The following is an 18,164-nucleotide window of genomic DNA, read 5'->3' on the forward strand; positions in this document are numbered from 1 at the left end:
GAGACGGGTGAGCAGGTTGTCCACAGGCAGGCCCTTCCAGTCGTACTAATGCGGCAGGCGTCGTTCTTTCGGATACCCCCCGCGGGAATGGTGGCCGCTTCGCGTACGTTCCACCACAGCGAGCACCCGTCCCCCGAACTGCTGAGGAGCGCGAAAGACATGCCGGGCACTGTGACGATGTACAGCACCACATGGTGCGGATACTGCCGTCGGCTGAAGAGCCAGATGGACCGCGAGGGCATCGCGTACAACGAGATCAACATCGAGCAGGACCCGGACTCTGCGGCGTTCGTGGAGAAGGCGAACGGCGGCAACCAGACCGTTCCGACGGTGCTGGTGGTTCCCTCCAACGCCGGCCCGGAGGTCGTGATGACCAACCCGAGCCTCGCCCAGGTGAAGCAGGCCCTCGGCGCCTGACCCGCGTGTCCCCGACCCCCGACCGGCCCGGTGGCCGTACGGGGGTCTTCGCATGCGCGGCGCGCCCCGCAGACCGGCTCAGGGGCTGCCCTCGCGTCTCAGAGCGCGCTGCCCGGCTTCGGCAGCGGCTTGCCGTACCAGAGTTCGATCAGGCGGGCCGCGATCGAGATGCCGTACGGCGGGAGGACCTCGCCCGATTCGAACCCTGCGCGCAGTTCTTCGCGGGAGAACCAGCGAGCCTCGTGGATCTCGTCGCCGTCGACCTCGATGTCGGTGGAGACGGCACGGGCCATGAAGCCGAGCATGAGACTGGACGGGAACGGCCACGGCTGGCTGGCGACGTACTCGACCTGGCCGACGACAATGCCGGCCTCCTCGAACACCTCTCGGCGCACCGACTGTTCGATGGACTCACCAGGCTCGACGAAACCGGCGAGCGTCGAGAAGCGGCCCTCGGGCCAGTGGACCTGGCGGCCGAGGAGGATGCGGTCCTCCTCGTCGGTGACGGCCATGATCACGGCCGGGTCGGTGCGCGGGTAGTGCTCGGCGCCGCAGGCCTGGCAGCGGCGGATGTGGCCGGCGGCGGCGATGACGGTGCGCTCGCCACAGCGGGAGCAGAAGCGGTGCAGGCGCTGCCAGTTCTCCAGGGCGACGGCGTGCACCATGAGGCCCGCGTCGCGGGGCGAGAGGAGCAGGCCGGCCTCGCGCAGCCCCGCAGAGCGGGCGGACTGGTCCATGCGGCCGGGCAGCGCGTCCTTCTGAAGGGCGAAGTAGCTGGTGCCGTCGTCGTCACTGCCCAGGAAGTAGCGGTGCGCTTCGGTGAGCGGGGCTTCGAAGGAGGGGGTCATGACGAGTTCGGTACGCCCTTCGGACGTCTCGTCGATGAGGACCTGGCCGCCGGAGACCACGAAGCAGCGGGTGGTGGGGTGGCTCCACGCCGCAGCGAGCCAGGCCTCGTCGAGCCGGTGGTGCGCGGCCCGGTCGATGCCGCTGGGGGCGGTGAGCGAGATGGGACGGTCGGCGGTGTGGTCGGTCCAGGTGGTCACAGGTGCTTCCAACTCCCCCGGTGGAACGGATATTTCGGCGGGCGGTTCAGCGGGACGTGGGTGGGGACGGATGGAGGATGGCGGTTTTCGGGCGAGTTCGCGCGGGTTCGGGGCGGTGCTTCCAGTGTGCCCCGGGGCGTCTGCCTGTCCGGACCGGACAGGGTCGTCAGGACTCATGGCGCCAGTTCCCGGCCAGGTCGCCCCACAGGTAGGCGGTGGTCTCGACGCCCTTGAGGAGCAGGTCGATCTCCACCTTCTCGTTGGGGGCGTGCCAGCCGTCGGAGGGAACGGAGATGCCCAGAAAGAGCACGGGGGCACCAAGGACGTCCTGGAGGTCTGCGGCCGGGCCGCTGCCGCCCTCACGCGTGTAGCGGACCTGTTTGTCGAAGGCGCGACTCATGGCGCGTACGACGGACTGCAGGGCCGGGTGGTCCAGGGGGGTCAGGCATGGGCGCGTGGCCGCCGCGAACGTGATCTCGTACCGGATTCCGGCAGGGACGCGGTTCTCGGTCCAGTCGCGGACGATCTTCTCGATGTGGTCGGGGTCCTGGCCGGCCACCAGTCGGAAGGAGAGCTTCACCATGGCCGAAGAGGGGACGATCGTCTTGCTGCCTGGCCCCTGGTAACCGCCGCCGATGCCGTTGACCTCGGCAGTGGGCCGCGTCCAGACGCGCTCCAGGGTGGTGTGTCCGGCTTCCCCGTGGGTGGCATACGACTTGGCGGTGCGCAGCCACTGCTCCTCGTCGAAGGGGAGTTCGGCGAGGAGTTCGCGCTCGCGGTCGGTGAGGTCGCTGACGCCTTCGTAGAAGCCAGGTATCGCCACGCGCGCGTGCTCGTCGTGCAGTGCGGCGACGAGTCGGGCGACGGCGGTCGCCGGGTTGGGCACCGCGCCGCCGAAGGAGCCGGAGTGGATGTCCTGGTCCGGTCCGTGGAACTGGATCTCGCACTCGGCGAGGCCGCGCATGCCGGTGCACACCGTGGGGGTGTCCTCGGCCCACATGCCGGTGTCGGAGACGATCACGGCGTCGGCGGCGAGCCGGTCGACGCGCTCCTCGACGAGGGAGCGGAAGTGGATGGAACCGGACTCCTCCTCGCCCTCGACGAGCATCTTCAGATGGACGGCGGGTGCGGTGCGGCCGGTGGTCGCGAGGTGGGCGCGGACGCCGAGTGTGTGGAAGAACACCTGGCCTTTGTCGTCGGCGGCTCCGCGCGCGTGAAGGCGGTTGCCCCGGACGACCGGTTCGAAGGGGTCGCTGTCCCAGCCGTCCTCGCGGGCTGCGGGCTGCACGTCGTGGTGGCCGTAGACGAGAACGGTGGGGGCGGCGGGGTCGTCGGCGGGCCACTCGGCGAAGACCGCAGGTGCACCCGGTGTCGCCCAGACCTCGACGGTCGGGAAGCCGGTTTCCCTGAGTTTGGCGGCGAGCCAGTCGGCACTGCGGCGTACATCGGCGGCGTGGTCGGGCTGGGCCGACACGGACGGGATGCGCAGCCACTCGGCGAGGTCGTCGAGGAAGACGGCGCGGTGCTGCTCGATGTACGTACGGACGGCGCTGTCCGGGGCCTGGCTCATGGTCATGAGCTTATCGGCCCGCGCTGACATCCTCGTCCGGTACTTCGAACGCGGCCGGCTCGTCCAGGAGCAGCCGCTCCAGCGCGGCCCGGTCCGGGAGATCGTCGGGCCGTACGGTCTCGCCGCTGCGCACGTAGAGGAAGGCGGCCCCGACAGCCTCCAGCGGCACGCCCTGCTGCTCGGCCCAGGCCAGCCGGTAGACGGCGAGCTGGAGGGGGTCGGCGGTGTGGGCGCGGTGGGTCTTCCAGTCGATGATCTCGTACGTCGCTTCCTCGCCGTCGCCTTCCTTGTAGACGGCGTCGATCCGGCCCCGTACGACACGTCCGGCGATGTCGAGCTGGAAGGGTGCTTCGACCCGATAAGGCGTGCGCTGGGCGTACACGGTGTGCTCGAAGGCGTCCTTGAGGGTTTCCAGGTCGCGTTCGTCGGCGATCTCGGCGTCGCTGCCGGGCAGTTCCTCAGGCTCCAGCATGGGGAGCTGCAGTTCCTCGAAGCGGGCCTCGACCCAGGCGTGGAAGCGGGTGCCCCGACGGGCGGCGGGCTGCGGGGGGCGTGGCATGGGGCGGGCCAGCTCCTGCGCGAGGGCATCCGGGTCGGCGGCCAGGAGCATCAGTTGGGACGCGGTCAGCGACGCGGGCAGGGGAACGTCGGTGACGCTCTCCCGCGCGCGCAGCAGTTCCCCGGTGAGGGCGTCGAGGTCGCGGTCCCAGGAGGCGACTGCGCGAGCCTCCTCGGGGGTGAGATCCGCTTCGGCGGGGTGTCTGCGGGCGTGTGGCACGGTGGGCGGGCGGTCGTGGCCGTGTCCGGTGCGGGGCACGCGCGCGTGGGGTGGCGTCTGTGCGGGCGGTTCGGGCCGGTCCGTGGTCCAGGCGTCCCAGTCGGCGTCGTCCTCCGCGGGGAAAGGGGCGTCTTGGTCGAGAGGGCCGTCGCCGAGGGGCCCGTCATCCTCGTACAGAGGCTCGTCGTCCGGCGGCGGGGGCCAGTCCGGGTCGTCGAACGCATCGGGGTCTTGCGCGGCGGCGGGGTGGCCGTCCTCGTGGGAGGGGAGCGTCTCCAGGTGGGCGAGGACCGTCTCGGCAGCGGCCCGGCGGCGGCGGAACGCGGCGTCGTCCAGGGGCAGGGGCCACAACTGGTCGGCGCTCGTCGCGTGCAGGGCGGGATTCTCCTCGTCCTCCTCCGGTTCGTCCGCCCAGGCCTCGATCTCCCCGTGTCCGGCCGTGCAGTGGTCGTAGAGGGCCTGCAGGAAGTCGGATGGGCCCCGGGGCTTCTTCTGGGAGGGTCCCCACCAGTGTCCGGAGCCGAGCAGGAGGGAGCGGGGGCGCGTGAAGGTGACGTAGCCGAGGCGGAGTTCCTCGGTGTGCTGGTGGTCCTTCATCGCCTCCTGGAAGGCCTTCATGCCCCGGGAGTCCCAGGCCTCGATGTCGGGCAGCGTGTCGGTGTCGCCGCGCAGTCCGTGCGGCAGGACCTTGGCCTGGGAGGTCCATTTCTCGCGGCCCCGGTCGCTGGGGAAGGTTCCGGTGACCAGGCCCGGGACGGCCACGACGTCCCATTCCAGGCCCTTGGACTTGTGGGCGGTGAGCACCTTGACGGTGTTCTCGCCGCCGGGCAGGGCGTTGTCGAGGCCCTTCTCGTACTGCGCCGCTGTGCGCAGGAAGCCGAGAAAGGCGAGCAGACTCGCCTCGCTCTCATGAGCGGCGAACGAGGCGGCGATGTCCAGGAAGTTGGAAAGGGTCTCGCGGCGACGGGCGGCCAGGGCATGCGGGGACGCCGAAAGCTCCACCTCCAGGCCTGTGACGGCGAGCACACGGTGCAGCACGTCCATCAGCGGGTCGGCGAGGGAGCGGCGCAGGTCGCGCAGTTCGGTGGCGAGCCGGGCGAATCGCACACGCGCGTCCGGTGAGAAGGGCAGCCCGTCGTTGTCGCTCTCGCCCCTCAGAGGTGTCTCCAGAAAGGTGTCGAGAGCGTCCGCGAGCGATATCACCTCGGCGGGGTCGACCCCCTCGACGGCCTCGGCGAGCCGACGGTCCGGGTCGTCCGCGTCGCCCACGCGCGCGTGGGACACGAGGAAACGGGCCCGGCGGCCCAGCAGGGCGAGGTCGCGCGGGCCGATGCGCCAGCGTGGGCCGGTCAGCAGCCGGACCAGGGAGGCGTTGGCCCCCGGATCCTGGAGCACCTCGCACACGGACACGAGGTCGGCGACCTCGGGCAGGTGCAGCAGCCCGGAGAGCCCGACGACCTCGACGGGGACGTCCCGGGTGACGAGCGCGCCCTGGATCTCGGCGAAGTCGGTGGCGGTGCGGCACAGGACGGCGATCTCGCCGGGTGCCTTGCCGGTGCGTACGAGGTGGGCGATGGAGTCGGCGAGCCAGTCGATCTCCTCGGCGTGGGTGCGCAGCAGCGCGCAGCGCACCTGGCCGTCGCGCTCTGCGCCGGGTGCGGGGCGGAGGGCCTCCACGCCCGCGTGCATGGCGCGCAGGGGCTCCGCGAGGCCATTGGCGAGGTCGAGGAGGCGGCCTCCGCTGCGGCGGTTCTCACTGAGCGACTGGCGGACCGCTGAGCCGCCGTCGGCGTGGGCGAAGTGCTCGGGGAAGTCGTCGAGGTTGGCGACGGAGGCGCCGCGCCAGCCGTAGATCGCCTGGCAGGGGTCACCGACCGCGGTCACCGGGTGGCCGGTGCCGCCGCCGAACAGCCCTGCCAGGAGGACGCGTTGGGCCACGGACGTGTCCTGGTACTCGTCGAGGAGCACCACCCGGAACTCCTCGCGCAGGACGCGGCCCACTTCGGGGATGCGGGCCAGCGTCGCGGAGAGGCCGATCTGGTCGCCGAAGTCCAGCAGGTCGCGCTCGCGCTTGGCGGCCCGGTAGCGGGTCACCAGTTCGGCGAGTTCACGGCGGGCGGCGGCCGTTTCGGGGACCTTGCGCAGGTCCGCGTTGGTGAGTTTGGCGCCCTCCAGGGCGCGCACCAGCTCGGCGTCGTACGCGCGCAGTTCCTCGGGGCGGACGAGGTGTTCGGCGAGTTCGGCGTCCAGGGTCAGAAGGTCGCTGACGAGGTCCGGGAAGGAGCGGGTGAGTGCCGGGTACGGGCCGGGGGCTTCGCGCAGTACGCGCGCGGCGAGCTGGTAGCGGGTCGCGTCGGCGAGGAGGCGGGCCGTTGGTTCGAGGCCGATGCGCAGGCCGTGGTTGGTCAGGAGGCGACCGGCGAAGGAGTGGTAGGTCGAGATGACCGGTTCGCCGGGCGGGTTGTCGGGGTCGATGACGTCCGGGTCGGTGACGCCCGCCTTGACGAGTGCCCTGCGGACGCGTTCGGCGAGTTCACCGGCGGCCTTGTTGGTGAAGGTGAGCCCGAGCACCTGTTCGGGGGCGACCTGGCCGGTGCCGACGAGCCACACCACGCGTGCCGCCATCACCGTGGTCTTGCCGGACCCCGCTCCGGCCACGATCACCTGCGGGGCGGGCGGCGCGGTGATGCAGGCCGTCTGCTCCGGGGTGAACGGGATACCCAGGAGCTCCTTGAGCTGTTCGGGGTCACTGATACTGGCTGGCACGTCAGAGAGGCTAGCGGCGGCCACTGACAGTGGGTATCACTCGACCACGTGCCGGCCTTCCGGGCGGGCGCTGCACGACGCCCTGAAAGAGCAGTGGGTGCAGTGCTGACCGGCGGTCGGGGTGAACCGCTCGTCGAGCACCTTGCCGGCGGCGGTGGCCAGCAGGTCGCCGATCCACTCCCCCTCCCCTTCCGCCCCTGTCCCTCTCTCAAGGGGGGCCTGCGCCTGCACCTTGGGCAGCGACTCGCCGCCGTCCCTCTTTGCGGCTCCCTGGCGCAGCTGGACGAGTTCGGCGCCGCCCGGTTCAGGGCGCACACCGTCGAAGGCGTCGTCGACGGCACCTTCACGGACGGCGAGCTGGTAGACGGCGAGCTGGGGGTGGCGGGCGACCTCGGCGGCGGTGGGCGCCTGTTTGCCGGTCTTGAAGTCGACCACGTAGGCGCGGCCCTCGCCGTCGGCCTCGACGCGGTCCATCGAACCGCGGATGCGCACTTCGTAGTCGCCTGCCCCGAGGGTCACGTCGAAGTCGTGCTCGCTGGCCACGGGGGTGCGGCCGGTGCGCCTGGAGTCGACGTGCCACGTCAGGAAGCGTTCGAGCGCCACGCGCGCGTGCGCCTTCTCCTGCGTCGACTTCCAGGGCGCGTCGAAGGCGAGGGCGTTCCACACGGAGTCGAGGCGTTCCATGAGGACGTCGAGGTCTGCGGGGGTGTGTCCGGAGGCGACCTCGTCGGCGAGGACGTGCACCACGTTGCCGAAGCCCTGGGCGGCGGTCGCGGGGGCGTCGGCCTTCACCTCACGGCCCAGGAACCACTGGAGGGCGCAGGTGTTGGCGAGTTGGTCGAGGGCGCTGCCGGAGAGCACGACGGGCTGGTCGCGGTCGCGCAGCGGGACCTTGCTCTCGGTCGGCTCGTACATGCCCCACCAGCGGTACGGGTGGGCGGACGGCACGAGCGGGCGGCCCTCCTCGTCGGTGAGCGCGGCGAGCCGGGCCAGGCGGCGGGCCGCGGCCTCTCTGAGGGGGCCGGAGACGCGCGGATCGACTGTTGTGGCGCGCAGTTCGGCGACAAGGGCGGCGACAGAGAGGGGACGACGCGGGCGGCCCGTGACGTCCTTGGGTTCGACGCCGAGTTCGGTGACGAAGCGGGAGGGCTGGTCGCCATCGTCGGCGGGAGCCTTCACCGCGGTGACGACGAGGCGTTCACGCGCGCGCGTGGTGGCCACGTAGAACAGCCGCCGCTCCTCGGCGAGCAGTGCTCCCGGGGTCAGCGGTTCGGCGAGGCCGTCGCGGCCGATGCGGTCGGCCTCCAGGAGGGAGCCACGCCGTCGCAGGTCGGGCCACAGGCCCTCCTGGACACCGGAGACGACCACGAGGCGCCACTGCAGGCCCTTGGAACGGTGCGCGGTCATCAGGCGTACGGCGTCGGGACGTACGGCACGGCGGGTGAGGGTGTCGGCGGCAATGTCCTCGGCGTCGATCTCCTCCAGGAAGTTGAGGGCGCCGCGGCCGCCGGTGCGCTCCTCCGCGCGCGCAGCGGTCGCGAACAGCGCGCACACGGCATCGAGGTCGCGGTCGGCATTGCGTCCGGCTGCGCCGCCGCGCCGGGCGGCCCGCTCCAGCCGTCCTGGCCAGGGTGTGCCGTTCCACAGGTCCCAGAGGGCCTCCTCGGCCGTGCCGCCGCCGGCGAGCCGCTCACGTGCCTTCCTGAGCAGCGCACCGAGGCGCTGGGCACCTCGCGCGTACGTCGGGTCGTGGGCGACGAGGCGTTCCGGTTCGGCCAGCGCTCGGGCCAGGAGTTCGTCCGAGGGCGGCGGTACGGGGTTGCCCGCGGCCCGCTCCTCCTCGCGCAGGGCGCGTCCGAGGCGACGCAGATCGGCGGCGTCCATGCCGGCGAGGGGAGAGGTGAGCAGGGTCAGGGCGGTTTCGGTGCTGAGCCAGACGGTGTCTCCCGGCACGGCGACGTCGACAGCTTCGCCGTTGTCGTTCCCTGCCTCGTGGACGTCCGTCTCCTCGCCCGCGCCCGACGCCTCCGCAGTCGCCACGGCTCGAAGCGCCGTCAGCAGCGGTGCCACCGCCGGTTCGTGGCGCAGGGCCAGGTCGTCGCCGTCGATGTCCAGAGGAACCCCGGCGGCCGTGAGGGCGCGCCGGACCGTCGGGATCGTACGGCCGCCGGCCCGCACCAGGACAGCCATCTCGCCCCACGGGACACCGTCCTCCAGGTGTGCGCGGCGGAGGATGTCGGCGATGTTGTCCAGCTCCGTTCCGGACGTCGGGTACGTGCAGACCTCGACGCGGCCTCCGTCGCGGACCGGGGCGAGTCCGCGGTGGGCGCGGACCTTCTCGGCCGGGAGGCGGGTCAGAGGCATGCGCTGGGTGAGGAGGCGGGTGGCGGTCAGCGGGGTGGCGGCCGAGCGGCGGGAGGTCCTGAGGACCTCGACCGGGGCAGGGCGGCCGTCCGCGCGCGGGAAGGCGTCCGGGAAATCCAGGATGCCGTTGACGTCCGCCCCGCGGAACGCGTAGATCGACTGGTCGGGGTCACCGAGGGCGACGAGTGTCCGGCCGCCTCCGGCGAGCGCGTGCAGCAGCCGTACCTGCGCCGGGTCGGTGTCCTGGTACTCGTCCACGTAGACGGCGTCGTAGCGGGCGGCGAGCTGCCCGGCGGTGTCGGGGCGGCACGCGAGGAGTACCGCGCGGTGCACGAGTTCCGCGTAGTCGAGGACTCCTTGCATGTCGAGTACGTCGAGGTACTCGGCGAGGAAGGCGGCAGCGGCGCGCCAGTCGGGGCGGCCGATGCGCCGGGCGAAGGCGTCCAGGGCGTCGGGGCCGAGGCCCAGTTCGCGGCTGCGGGCGAGAACCGCGCGGACCTCGTCGGCGAAGCCGCGGGTGGTGAGGCAGGCGCGCAGTTCGTCCGGCCAGCGCACATGGGCGAGCCCGAGCCGCTCCAGGTCGGGCTGGCCGGCGAGCAGTCCCCGTACGGCCACGTCCTGTTCGGGGCCGGAGAGCAGCCGCAGGGGTTCCACGAACAGGTCGCTGTCCTGGTGGGCGCGGACCAGGGCGTAGCAGAAGGAGTGGAAGGTCGTCGCGCGGGGAGCGCGGGCGGCTCCGATGCGCAGTGCCATGCGGTCGCGCAGTTCGACGGCCGCCTTGCGACTGAACGTGAGGACGAGGATCCGCTCGGGGTCTCCGCCGCGGGCGATCCTGGCCGCCACCGACTCGACGAGTGTGGTGGTTTTCCCGGTTCCCGGGCCTGCGAGGACGAGCAGTGGTCCCCGCGCGTGGTCAACCACCGCGCGCTGTGCGGCGTCCAGACGAGGGGGATCCTGCCGCGTGGGCGGGTTACGCACCAGTCGGTAAGCGCCACGGTTCCCCTGTCGCCCCTGGGGGTGCGACAGGCGCCTGGTGGAGGAAGAGGAGCTCACGTGGTTCGCCGGTCCTGGTGGGTGTGCCATCTATCACTGTCGGCGCGAAGCGCCGTCGTTGAGGGGTGGTGGTCGGGTGCCGGATGGGATGAGCGGCACGCGTGGAGAACGGTGGCCTGGAGGTGAGGGGGGTGGGTGCGGCCGACGCTACGCCGCCGGGCGGTTGGGAAGCAGGGCTTCCGTATGTTCCCTCCGGCCTCGCGCGCCACCCGGGCCCCTCGCCCCACGAACGTACGCCATGGCACGGACGTGCCCGGTATACCCCGTACGGGCCACAGGTCCCCCTGATGCCCGCCGGATGGCGGAAGCTGTCAGGTGTGCCTCTCCGCCCGCTCGCCGCCGTCCCACCGCGCCCGTCTCATGTCGAGGCGCGGCAGATGCCCCTCGGCGGACGTGCTCGCCTCCTTCAAGGGTGTGCCCTCCGCGCGGTAGTGGTCGAGGGCTTCCAGTTCGTGGCCCGGGAGCAGGACGCCGTCCGCGCGGACGACCCGCCACCACGGAACAGCCCCTCCGTAGAGGGCCATCACGCGCCCGACCTGGCGCGGTCCGCCCTCCTCCAGCCATTCGGCCACGTCGCCGTAGGTCATGACACGCCCGGGCGGGATCTGTTCCGCGGCCTCCAGGGCCCGCTCGGCGTACTCCGGCAGGGCGTCCACCGGAAGGCTCTCGTCGCTCATCCGACCCATCCTGCCCCACCCCACCGACAATGTGACGAGGCGGCGACCGTCGGTATCCCTCGCCCCGGAGCGGCGCTTGCGGCAGACTGTGCGCCCTCGCATCGCACCCTGATGCCCCTGTGTGTCAGTGGGGCATGCCACCATCGTGCGGGCGGTGACCGGTGATACGAGACCAAGAAGAGACCATGAAGCATCAGGGCGTGCACCCCGAAGGCGCGGAGGACACCTCTGAGGTCTCGTCGCGCCCCGGTGCCGACGGCGTCGGCCACGAGGACGAGCGGACACCGGCCGGACCGGCCGTCGACTGCGCCGACGAAGACGCCCACGCCGAGGAGGTCGAGGGCGACGAACCGCTGCTCCCCGCGCGCGTGCACCGCCCCTCCGATCTCATGCGGCTCCTGGCGGGCGTCTTCGCGATCGTCGTCCTGCTCGCGATCGCCGCGTTCGCCCACGGCACCACCTCGGGGCTCGAACAGGACATCAACAAGGGCACCGGCCAGGCACCCGACCTGCTGATCAAGATCGCGGGTCTGGCGTCGAGCATCGCGATCCTCCTGGTGCCTGTCGCCTTCGCGATCGAGCGGCTGATCAAGCGGGACGGGCTGCGGATCGCCGACGGTGTCCTCGCAGCGGTCCTTGCGCACGGGGTGACCCTCGCTACCGATCTGTGGGTCGCCAAGGCCGCCCCCGACTCCATCCAGGAGGCGCTGACCCAGCCCTCCCCCGGCGACATCCACGCCCTCACCGACCCGGTGCACGGCTATCTCGCGCCGGTCATCGCATACATGACGGCCGTCGGTATGTCCCGTCGGCCGCGTTGGCGCGCCGTGCTGTGGGTGGTGCTGCTGCTCGACGCCTTCTCGATGCTGGTCACCGGCTACACGACACCGTTCTCGATCATCCTGACGGTGCTGATCGGCTGGTCGGTGGCGTACGGGACGCTGTACGCGGTCGGCTCGCCGAACGTGCGTCCCACCGGGCGCAACCTGATGGCGGGCCTGCGGCACGTCGGTTTCCGCCCGGTGAGCGCGGCCCGTGAGGAGGTGCCGGAGACGACGGACAGCGGTGACCGCGGCCGACGGTACTTCGTCACCCTGGAGGACGGCCCTCCGCTGGACGTCACCGTGGTCGACCGCGAGCAACAGGCGCAGCACTTCTTCTATCGCATGTGGCGCAACATCACGCTGCGTGGCCTGGCCACGCGCAGCAGCCTCCAGTCGCTGCGCCAGGCGCTGGAGCAGGAGGCTCTCCTCGCCTACGCGGCGATCGCCGCCGGGGCCAACGCGCCCAAGCTGATCGCGACCTCCGAGCTCGGCCCCGACGCCGTGATGCTCGTCTACGAGCACACCGGAGGCCGCACGCTGGACTCGCTGAACGACGAGGACATCACCGACGAGCTGCTGCGCAACACCTGGCACCAGGTGAAGGCCCTGCAGTCGCGGCGCATCGCGCATCGCAGGCTGGTCGGCGAGGCGATTCTGGTGGATCGTTCCGGCAAAGTGATCCTCACTGACCTCCGGGTCGGCGAGATCGCGGCCGGGGACCTGCTGCTGCGCATGGACATCGCCCAGCTGGTGTCGACGCTGGGGCTGCGCGTGGGTGCCGAGCGCGCGGTGGCGTCGGCGGTCGGGGTGCTCGGCCCGGACGCGGTGGCGGACTGTCTGCCGATGCTCCAGCCCATCGCGCTGTCGCGCTCCACGCGCGCGACGCTGCGCAAACTCGCCCGCGAGCGCGCCCAGCGTCAGCGCGAGGCGGTCCTGGAGGCGTCCCAGCTGGCCAAACAGGCCCGGCTTGAGGCAACCCAAGCCGATGCCCGGCCCGTCGTACTGGAAAAGCCCGACAAGAAGGCCGTCCGGGCGGAGCAGCGAGCCGAGAAGCGGGCCATCGACGAGGCCCTGGAGGGGGCCCGCGAAGAAGATCTGCTCACCCAGATCCGCCACCAGGTACTGCTGATCAGACCCCAGGCGCCGGTCGAACCGGCCCGGCTGGAACGGGTGAGACCCCGCACGCTGATCAGCTTCATCGCCGGCGCGTTCGGCGCGTACTTCCTGCTCTCCCAGCTCACCCACATCGAGTTCGGCACTCTGTTCGACAATGCCGAGTGGGGCTGGGTCATCGCGGCCGTGCTGTTCTCGGCGTTGAGTTACTTCGCCGCGGCGATGAGTCTGCTCGGTTTCGTCCCGGAGCGGGTGCCGTTCATGCGGACCGTGGCGGCGCAGGTCGCCGGGTCGTTCGTGAAGATCGTCGCGCCCGCGGCGGTGGGCGGCGTCGCCCTCAACACTCGTTTCCTGCAGCGCGCGGGCGTGCGGCCGGGGCTCGCGGTGGCCAGCGTCGGCGCGTCGCAGCTGTTCGGGCTCGGCTGCCACATCCTGATGCTGCTGTCGTTCGGCTACCTGACGGGCACCGAGAAGACACCGTCGCTGTCGCCGTCCCGGACGGTCATCGCGGGTCTGCTGACCGTCGCGGTGCTCGTCCTCGTGGTGACCTCGGTGCCGTTCCTGCGGAAATTCATCGCCACGCGCGTGAGGTCGCTGTTCGCCGGTGTCATCCCGCGCATGCTGGATGTTCTGCAGCGCCCCCAGAAGCTGGTCACCGGTATCGGCGGCATGTTGCTGCTGACCGCGTGCTTCGTGATGTGCCTGGACGCGTCGATCCGGGCGTTCGGCGACGAGTCGACCTCGCTCAGCCTCGCCAGCGTGGCCGTCGTCTTCCTCGCCGGAAACGCGCTGGGGTCCGCGGCGCCGACTCCCGGTGGTGTGGGCGCGGTCGAGGCGACCCTGACGGTCGGTCTGATCGCCGTGGGCCTCCCCAAGGAGGTCGCCGCCCCCGCCGTGCTGCTCTACCGGCTGCTGACCCTGTGGATTCCGGTGCTGCCCGGCTGGCTGTTCTTCAACCACCTGACGAGGAAGGGCTCCCTCTAGGGAGAGCGACTTCGTGCCGATACTCCCTGGGGCGCGCGGTACCTCGTACGGCTCGCGCCCCGAGCGCCCCACGGGGTACCACCGCAGGATGGGGGCATGCCCAGACCCTTCCGGCCGCGTGCCGCTGTCCTGACGGTCACCGCGCTCATGCTGTCGTCACTGATAGCGGGGTGCAGCGACGATTCCGGACCCGCGGACGAGGATCTGCCGGCCCAGAAGCTGAGTTGGAAGGACTGTCCCGCGCCGTCCGGGTCGGAGGGCGGTGGCGAGGCCCCGTCCCCGCTGCCGGGCGGCGACACCTGGCAGTGCGCCACCATGAAGGCACCGCTGGACTGGGCCGAACCGAAGGGCGACACGATCGGGCTCGCGCTGATCCGGGCGAGGGCCGGCGGCAGCACGAGCAAGCGCATCGGATCCCTGATATTCAACTTCGGCGGGCCCGGCGGCTCGGGAGTCAGCGCGCTCCCCTCGTTCGGCGCGGACTACGCGGCCCTGCGCACGCGCTACGACCTGGTGAGCTTCGATCCACGCGGGGTCGGCCGCAGCGCGGGTGTGCAGTGCGAGGACGACGAACAGCTCGACGTGTACTTCCAGCAGGACACGACACCCGACGACGCCGCCGAGCGTGCCGATCTGCTGGACAGCACACGGAAGTTCAACGCGGCCTGCGAGAAGCACTCCAAAAGGGTGCTGCCGCATGTGCGGACCACCGACGCGGCTCGTGACCTGGATCTGATGCGCCAGGTCCTCGGCGACGACAAGCTGCACTACTTCGGCATCTCGTACGGCACCGAACTCGGCGGCGTCTACGCCCACCTGTTCCCCAAAAAGGTGGGCCGTGCGGTCTTCGACGCGGTCGTCGACCCGACCCAGACCCCTGAACAGGGCTCGCTCGGACAGGCCAAGGGCTTCCAGCTCGCACTCGACAACTTCGCCGAGGACTGCGCCTCGAAGACCGAGGACTGCCCGGTCGGCGACACCCCACAGGACGTCAAGGATCGGATCGCCGAGCTCCTCAAGGACCTTGACGCGAAGCCGATCCCGGGCGTCTTCCCGCGCGAGCTGACCCAGAGCGCGGCGGCCAACGGCATCACGCAGGCGCTGTACTCCCAGGACCTGTGGCCCTACCTCATCCAGGGCCTTGAACAGGCGTACGACGGTGACGGCACGGTCCTGATGCTGCTGTCCGACTCGTTGAACGGACGCAGCCGGAACGGCGAGTACAGCAACATCACCGCGGCGAACACGGCCGTCAGCTGCTCCGACGCGAAGGCGCGCTACACCGTCGCGGACGTCGAGGCGAGGCTGCCCGAGTTCCGCGCCGCCTCGCCCCTGTTCGGCGACTTCATGGCCTGGTCCATGGTCCGCTGCACCGACTGGACCGTGCCCGGCGCCGCCGAGCACCCCGACGTCAGCGCGACCGGATCGGCGCCGATCCTCGTCGTCGGCAACACCGGCGACCCGGCCACGCCGTACGAGGGCGCGCGGAAAATGGTGGGGGCGCTGGGTGAGGGCGTGGGTGTCGAGCTGACGTACAAGGGGCAGGGGCATGGCGCGTACGACAGCGGGAACCGTTGCGTACTCACGGCGGTGAACAGCTATCTGCTGAACGGGAAGGTACCGGCACCAGGTACCGTCTGCACCTAGAAATTGCAGGTCAGAACGTTATCCACAGGCTGATACGGCCTCGACGCGATCCGCCTACCATGGCCGGAACGCCATCCGCTGATCCGATCGGACGGCCCGCAGGGGGGAAATTCGCATGTCTCGTTTCGTACGGTGGACGGCCGCTAGCGCCGCCGCGTTGCTGGTGGCCGGATGCAGCAGCGGCACGTCCGACGGCGGTGACGGCAAGGGGTCCGGCGCCGCCCCTTCCTCGTCGGCCTCCTCCTCGTCCCGGGCCTCGCCCGGACTGCCCGCCTCACTGACCTCGCAGAAACCGGACTGGGGCCGCTGCAAAGGCACGTCGGACTCCCCCACACCGGGCAGCGACTGGCAGTGCGCGACACTCAAGGTGCCACTGGACTACGCGAAGCCGGACGGCGAGACCATCGGCCTGGCGCTCATCCGCGCCAAGGCCACCGGAGACAACCGCATCGGATCCCTCCTGTTCAACTTCGGCGGACCGGGCCAGTCGGGGATCTCCGTGATGCCCTCGTACGCCGGCACGGTCTCCGCACTCCGCCAGCGCTATGACCTGGTGAGCTGGGACCCGCGCGGGGTCGGCGCCAGCGAAGGCGTGCGCTGCCGCAGCGACAAGGAGATCCAGGCCGCCGATTCGGTGGACCCGTCGCCGGACGACGCGGCCGAGGAGAAGGCCTTCCTCCAGGACGCGGCCGACTTCGGGAAGGGCTGCGAGAAGGCCGCCGGCAACCTCATCGCGCATGTCTCGACCACCGACTCCGCCCGAGACATGGACCTGATGCGCCAGGTTCTCGGCGACACGAAGACGCACTACTTCGGCATCTCGTACGGCACCGAACTCGGCGGCGTGTACGCCCACCTGTTCCCGAAGAACGTGGGGCGGCTGATCCTCGACGCCGTCGTCGACCCGAGCGCCGACATGGTGGGACACGCGAAGAACCAGGCCCGGGGCTTCCAACGCGCCCTCGACGACTATCTGAAGTCGACGGGTCAGGACCCGGAGCAGGGTTCGCGGAAAATCGCGGCGCTGCTGAAGCGGATCGACGCCGCGCCGCTGCCCACGTCCTCCGGGCGGAAGCTGACCCAGGGCCTGGCGATCACCGGCGTCGTCGTGCCGCTGTACAGCGAGCAGAGCTGGCCGGCGCTGACCAGCGCGCTGGACGCGGCCGAGCAGGGCGACGGATCGGACCTGCTGGCGCTCGCCGACAACTACAACGACCGTGACGCGTCGGGCCACTACGGCACGACGACACATGCGCAACGGGTCATATCGTGCCTGGACGACAAGCAGCGGCCGACGGTGACGGGGACCAAGAAGCTGCTGCCCGAGTTCCGGAAGATCTCGCCCGTGTTCGGGGAGTTCATGGGCTGGGACACGGCCGGCTGGTGCCACGACTGGCCGGTGGCCGGTCAGTACGACACACCCGAGGTCGGCGCGCCCGGCGCGGCGCCCGTCCTGGTGGTCGGCAACACCGGGGACCCGGCGACTCCGTACGAGGGCGCGCGCAAGATGGCGGACGAACTGGGCAAGGGCGTCGGCGTGATGCTGACCTGGAAGGGCGAGGGACACGGGGCGTACGGCAGTGGGAGCGACTGTGTCGACTCCACGGTGAACGCGTATCTGCTGGACGGGACGGTGCCGCAGGACGGCAAGGTCTGTTCATGACGGCGGCGGGGGCCCCGGGCACCTGTGGTGCGCGAGACCCCCGCCGGCCGAACAGGGTGGTGAACCGCGGGTCAGTAGACCGGCTTGTGCGGCTCGATCTGGTGGACCCAGCCGATCACACCGCCGCCGACGTGGACCGCGTCCGCGAAACCGGCGGACTTCAGGACCGCGAGGACTTCCGCACTGCGGACACCCGTCTTGCAGTGCAGGACGATCTTCTTGTCCTGCGGGAGGGTCGCCAGGGCGGTACCCATGAGGAACTCGTTCTTCGGGATCAGCTTGGCGCCGGGGATCGAGACGATCTCGTACTCGTTGATCTCGCGGACGTCGATGATCTCGATGTTCTCGCCGTCGTCGATCCACTCCTTGAGCTGCTTGGGAGTGATCGTCGATCCGGCCGCCGCCTCCTGGGCCTCCTCGGACACGACGCCGCAGAAGGCCTCGTAGTCGATGAGTTCGGTGACGGTCGGGTTCTCGCCGCAGACCGCGCAGTCCGGGTCCTTGCGGACCTTGACCTGGCGGTACTGCATCTCCAGGGCGTCGTAGATCATCAGACGGCCGACGAGCGGCTCGCCGATGCCCGCGAGGAGCTTGATGGCCTCGTTGACCTGGATGGAGCCGATGGACGCGCACAGCACGCCCAGAACGCCGCCCTCGGCGCAGGAGGGGACCATGCCCGGCGGCGGCGGCTCCGGGTAGAGGCAGCGGTAGCAGGGGCCGTGCTCGGACCAGAAGACGGAGGCCTGGCCGTCGAAACGGTAGATCGAACCCCACACGTACGGCTTGTTCAGCAGCACGCACGCGTCGTTGACCAGGTAGCGGGTCGCGAAGTTGTCCGTGCCGTCGACGATCAGGTCGTACTGGCTGAAGATCTCCATCACGTTCTCGGCTTCGAGCCGCTCTTCGTGAAGGACCACGTCGACGTACGGGTTGATGCCCAGCACGGAGTCGCGGGCGGACTGGGCCTTGGAGCGGCCGATGTCCGCCTGACTGTGGATGATCTGGCGCTGCAGGTTCGACTCGTCGACCTCGTCGAACTCCACGATGCCGAGCGTGCCCACGCCCGCCGCGGCCAGGTACATCAGCGCCGGCGAACCCAGGCCGCCGGCGCCCACACAGAGCACCTTGGCGTTCTTCAGCCGCTTCTGCCCGTCCATCCCGACATCGGGGATGATCAGGTGGCGGGAGTACCTGCGGACCTCGTCTACGGTGAGCTCGCCAGCGGGCTCGACCAGGGGTGGCAGCGACACGGGGACTCCGTT

General features: G+C 70.8%; 10 protein-coding genes. 4 read left to right on the forward strand and 6 right to left on the reverse strand.

Annotated features, from left to right (window positions below):
- Nucleotides 1-159: 159 nt before the first annotated feature.
- Nucleotides 160-417, forward strand: coding sequence for a glutaredoxin family protein (locus tag OG734_RS14550; protein WP_330287915.1), 258 nt, complete (start codon nucleotides 160-162; stop codon nucleotides 415-417).
- A 98-nt stretch (nucleotides 418-515) separates the two neighbouring features.
- Here OG734_RS14550 and nudC read toward each other — a convergent pair whose 3' ends face one another.
- From nudC to OG734_RS14575, 5 genes are all read right to left on the reverse strand, one after another.
- Nucleotides 516-1,463, reverse strand: coding sequence for an NAD(+) diphosphatase (gene nudC / locus OG734_RS14555; protein WP_330287916.1), 948 nt, complete (start codon nucleotides 1,461-1,463; stop codon nucleotides 516-518).
- A gap of 166 nt (nucleotides 1,464-1,629) precedes the next feature.
- Entirely contained in the window at nucleotides 1,630-3,039 is a 1,410-nt protein-coding gene (locus tag OG734_RS14560) for a dipeptidase (RefSeq protein WP_330287917.1), read from the reverse strand.
- A gap of 4 nt (nucleotides 3,040-3,043) precedes the next feature.
- Nucleotides 3,044-6,577, reverse strand: coding sequence for an ATP-dependent DNA helicase (locus tag OG734_RS14565; RefSeq protein WP_330287918.1), 3,534 nt, complete (start codon nucleotides 6,575-6,577; stop codon nucleotides 3,044-3,046).
- A 36-nt stretch (nucleotides 6,578-6,613) separates the two neighbouring features.
- Entirely contained in the window at nucleotides 6,614-9,994 is a 3,381-nt protein-coding gene (locus tag OG734_RS14570) for an ATP-dependent helicase (protein WP_330287919.1), read from the reverse strand.
- A gap of 311 nt (nucleotides 9,995-10,305) precedes the next feature.
- Nucleotides 10,306-10,671 (reverse strand): MGMT family protein, encoded by a 366-nt coding sequence (locus OG734_RS14575; RefSeq protein ID WP_330287920.1) that lies wholly within the window; start codon nucleotides 10,669-10,671, stop codon nucleotides 10,306-10,308.
- A 185-nt stretch (nucleotides 10,672-10,856) separates the two neighbouring features.
- Here OG734_RS14575 and OG734_RS14580 point away from each other — a divergent pair, with 185 nt between their 5' ends.
- The 3 genes from OG734_RS14580 to OG734_RS14590 all read left to right on the forward strand — a co-directional run bounded on the left by OG734_RS14580 (nucleotide 10,857) and on the right by OG734_RS14590 (nucleotide 16,902).
- A complete protein-coding gene (locus tag OG734_RS14580) occupies nucleotides 10,857-13,592 on the forward strand; it encodes a lysylphosphatidylglycerol synthase domain-containing protein (RefSeq protein ID WP_330287921.1) in 2,736 nt (911 codons plus the stop codon).
- Between the two features lie 96 nt (nucleotides 13,593-13,688).
- Entirely contained in the window at nucleotides 13,689-15,239 is a 1,551-nt protein-coding gene (locus OG734_RS14585) for an alpha/beta hydrolase (RefSeq protein WP_330287922.1), read from the forward strand.
- A gap of 115 nt (nucleotides 15,240-15,354) precedes the next feature.
- Complete coding sequence (locus tag OG734_RS14590) at nucleotides 15,355-16,902, forward strand: alpha/beta hydrolase (RefSeq protein ID WP_330287923.1); 1,548 nt, start codon at nucleotides 15,355-15,357, stop codon at nucleotides 16,900-16,902.
- Nucleotides 16,903-16,973: 71 nt separating this feature from the next.
- On the opposite strand, the gene moeZ is transcribed toward OG734_RS14590, so the two are convergent.
- Complete coding sequence (gene moeZ / locus OG734_RS14595) at nucleotides 16,974-18,152, reverse strand: adenylyltransferase/sulfurtransferase MoeZ (RefSeq protein ID WP_330287924.1); 1,179 nt, start codon at nucleotides 18,150-18,152, stop codon at nucleotides 16,974-16,976.
- Nucleotides 18,153-18,164 lie beyond the last annotated feature (12 nt).

Origin of the sequence: Streptomyces sp. NBC_00576 (genome assembly GCF_036345175.1) — a bacterium.
Lineage (GTDB): Bacteria > Actinomycetota > Actinomycetes > Streptomycetales > Streptomycetaceae > Streptomyces.

Excerpts from the sequence above, each read along its gene's own strand:
- OG734_RS14550 (WP_330287915.1), top strand. The coding sequence starts at position 160 with ATGCCGGGCACTGTGACGATGTACAGCACCACATGGTGCGGATACTGC.
- OG734_RS14560 (WP_330287917.1), bottom strand. The coding sequence starts at position 3,039 with ATGACCATGAGCCAGGCCCCGGACAGCGCCGTCCGTACGTACATCGAG.
- OG734_RS14575 (WP_330287920.1), bottom strand. The coding sequence starts at position 10,671 with ATGAGCGACGAGAGCCTTCCGGTGGACGCCCTGCCGGAGTACGCCGAG.
- OG734_RS14580 (WP_330287921.1), top strand. The coding sequence starts at position 10,857 with ATGAAGCATCAGGGCGTGCACCCCGAAGGCGCGGAGGACACCTCTGAG.
- OG734_RS14585 (WP_330287922.1), top strand. The coding sequence starts at position 13,689 with ATGCCCAGACCCTTCCGGCCGCGTGCCGCTGTCCTGACGGTCACCGCG.
- OG734_RS14590 (WP_330287923.1), top strand. The coding sequence starts at position 15,355 with ATGTCTCGTTTCGTACGGTGGACGGCCGCTAGCGCCGCCGCGTTGCTG.